Here is a 2,793-nt window from a genome sequence, read left to right as displayed (position 1 = left end):
AAGGCCTATATCAAATGGGAATGCCAGGATGCGTGATCATGCCAAATCCGAATTTCCAGACGTGGGGTTGCTCAATCGTAGTTCAGGGTCGATCGGACAGTCGACCTGTGTGACTGTAGAAATCCGATAAGTGCGCTAGAGTAGTAATCAGATCTACGATCCGATCAATCGACCGAAGAAGGTGGTTTTGCTGGACCTGGCCTCCCACGAAAACGCATAGAACAACGTCGCCCGCGCTTCCTGCCTGGGTCCCAAAATCGTCAATCCTCTCGCTCAAAAGTAGAATTGAAGCAGCAAATCACACGCCGATCAAAGGACAGTTCTTCAACAAAACAAGACGTTTACCGCTTGTCGCAGGCGACAAACCGAAGCGGCAGCGCTTCAAGTGCTACTCCATCGATTTTTTCACATACACATCGCGGAGGTTCAAACCGCCGAGGGCAGCTGAATCAGTTCATGGGCAATGGACAACGGAATCCAGTTCGCCGAACAGCCCCGCAATCGTAACACCCCTTATTCTCGGCCGATGCGTTTCACTTGGTCTGCGAGGCAGATAAGAGACAGCAGCGGCTGACAGAACCCAACCATCCATGGACCGCTGGCCACGTCGATCTGATGAACAGTACGATCAAGGAGGCGACGGCGCAGCGATACCACTACAACAGTCACGACCAACTCGCACGCCCTTCGCGGACGTCTTGCCAGCCTGGAACTATGCGCGTCGGCGCAAGACACTCAACGACCTCACGCCCTACGACTACACCTGCAAGATCTGAACTTCGGAGCCAGGTCGACTCATCTTAAATCCGACCCACCAAATCCCGGGACTGAACAGCTGGTTTCACCATGTCGGTTGAGGTCAAGCTGTGCGCCAGTGTTGCGAGAACGGTTTCCCAAAGGGGCGTGTTAGCGGGATCATCGTGGTCTTGACTCGCGATATGGATCGTTCGTGCGGTGTTGGCCCGCGTGGTTAATGGTTGCGGCGCGCTTGATGCCGGGCGCAAAATTCACGGTACCGTTTGCTTTGCGTTCTTTTAAGGTCGGGTTCCGGGTGGCCAGTGCCTTCTCGTCGTTGTTGTCCAAGTCATCCTTCTTGCGTCCTGATTAAGTAACGCGCGGACACGCCGTTTTGCGCCGAGCGAAACAACACTGATGCAATAGGAACGATGGATATGATTGGAACGCAAATCAACACAGGCGCAGTGTGGGCAGTATGGGCCCAAAGCTGAGCTTTACGGCGACCCATTGGCAGTGAATACAGGGTCGGGAGCACTGGCGTCGGACGTTTATGTGCCTTCGACAACGATGATCGTGCTGTTTGCGGATCTGTGCCGGATCTTGGCGACCTCTTGATAGTCCGGATCATTGTAGGCGGCGAGCGCATCTGCGTAAGATGGGAATTCGAAGACTACGTGGCGGTTGTAGGCTTCACCTTCCATAAGCGTGGCCTGGCCGCCGCGTACGATCGGCACTGCGCCCAAGCGCAGAAGGATCGGTGTGTCTTTTTCGATATATTCTTTGTACGCCTCGGGATCGTTCACTGTGATGTGGCCGATAATGTAACCTTTGGGCATTTAAATCTCCATTTGTTTTGGTCGCGAGGCAGGGTTGGAACGCGCTCTGCAGGACAGATCTAGGGCAGGCGGAGTTAACTCCGCCTTACGGGGATTATTGTGGTGGCCACGCCTCCAAATTTGGCGGTGACCTGATCGTTAAGTATGTGCAGTGCCGTTTCGACCCCCAGTTTGCCATGACGGCCGATGATTGGCGCGGACGACGCGCATGCAGGACAGGAAGAAATCCACTTGGCATGATCCGCGAGGCGTTGTGTGTCGCTTGTGATCGTCATGCCATCCATCTTGCTCGCCTTGGGATCGTCTGGCAAACCCGTCAGACTGATAAACACATTCACGTCGTAAATCTGGCAATCCCAGAACATCCCGATTGGTTGTTTTGGCTCTTTGATCACAGAAGCGAGACGACCGTTACATGTCAACCCCGACATGATTTTGCCTTCAGCGAGAATTTACGGCCTGTCGGCGGCGACCCATTGAGCATCTGCGCGGACTGTTCGCACAGGAGGCTGTCTGTATCTTATGAACGCGACGCGCGGCCGTCTTCGGCTTTTAGGGATTGAACATCCGAGCCGTGGCTGCCTGAATCCATTTCAACGCTTGGGCGAGGCGAAAAAAGGATGCGTGCGCCATGTTGACTGACACTGTTCGGGCTGGCACCGATCTTAGCCTCACCACTCAATTGCATCGGGGCGATACGGTTCCTGGTTTCTTCGAGCACACTTTTGATCGCCTTTTTCAACTGTTGCATTGCGTAACGAGGCCGTTTTGCGGTTCGTCTTTTGGAATTTCCGCTGGGGCCATTTGCTGATTTCGGGCAGCATCATCAAAAACGTGGTGTTTTTTAATCCGGAGGGGTGGGCTTCGTTACGGATCTGCCCTGCGACAGTGAAAGGTCGCGGTGAGCCTCCCCCTTTAAAGTGGTCCGCCCCTATAGTTAGGAAAGCGGAGGACCAGAGATGGCCATTAAGAGACCCAAGCCGGAAGAGATTGTCGTGAAGTTACGGCAGGTTGAAGTTCTGATGGGGCAAGGCATGCCCCGGATTGATGCGATTAGACAGATCAGCGTGACTGAGCAAACCTATTACCGTTGGAAGAAGAAATACGGTGGAATGGGCACAGAACAGCTCAAGGAACTGAAGCGACTACAGAAAGAGAACGAGCGTCTTCGGCGTGCGGTTTCGGACCTGACACTGGACAAACTGATCTTGAGGGAGGC

General features: G+C 54.0%; 5 protein-coding genes and 1 pseudogene. 1 reads left to right on the top strand and 5 read right to left on the bottom strand.

Translation table 11 applies throughout. The features are described from left to right. Window positions 1-72: 72 nt before the first annotated feature. The 5 genes and pseudogenes from LC354_RS27250 to LC354_RS27230 form a co-directional block, all read right to left on the bottom strand. A pseudogene (locus tag LC354_RS27250) lies at window positions 73-258 on the bottom strand (IS5/IS1182 family transposase); the annotation flags it as partial. A 657-nt stretch (window positions 259-915) separates the two neighbouring features. After that, window positions 916-1,083 carry a hypothetical protein gene (locus LC354_RS27245; RefSeq protein WP_223429070.1) on the bottom strand — a complete coding sequence of 56 codons (168 nt, stop codon included), beginning with the start codon at window positions 1,081-1,083 and terminating at the stop codon, window positions 916-918. 203 nt (window positions 1,084-1,286) lie between these two features. Next, a complete protein-coding gene (locus LC354_RS27240; RefSeq protein ID WP_223429069.1) occupies window positions 1,287-1,574 on the bottom strand; it encodes a DUF1330 domain-containing protein in 288 nt (95 codons plus the stop codon). Window positions 1,575-1,648: 74 nt separating this feature from the next. Continuing rightward, window positions 1,649-2,005: a hypothetical protein gene (locus LC354_RS27235; protein ID WP_223429068.1), complete on the bottom strand. Its 357-nt coding sequence runs from the start codon at window positions 2,003-2,005 to the stop codon at window positions 1,649-1,651. 89 nt (window positions 2,006-2,094) lie between these two features. Continuing rightward, the gene (locus tag LC354_RS27230; protein ID WP_223429067.1) at window positions 2,095-2,325 is read right to left on the bottom strand and encodes a hypothetical protein; all 231 of its coding nucleotides are present in this window, start codon (window positions 2,323-2,325) and stop codon (window positions 2,095-2,097) included. A 208-nt stretch (window positions 2,326-2,533) separates the two neighbouring features. Between LC354_RS27230 and LC354_RS27225 the strand changes: the two genes are divergently transcribed. Continuing rightward, window positions 2,534-2,793, top strand: a 260-nt coding sequence (locus LC354_RS27225; RefSeq protein WP_223429066.1) for a transposase, incomplete at its 3' end; no start/stop codon positions are given.

Origin of the sequence: Tateyamaria pelophila (assembly GCF_019966495.1) — a bacterium.
Lineage (GTDB): Bacteria > Pseudomonadota > Alphaproteobacteria > Rhodobacterales > Rhodobacteraceae > Tateyamaria > Tateyamaria pelophila.
This window is presented reverse-complemented; position numbering and strand designations above follow the sequence as displayed.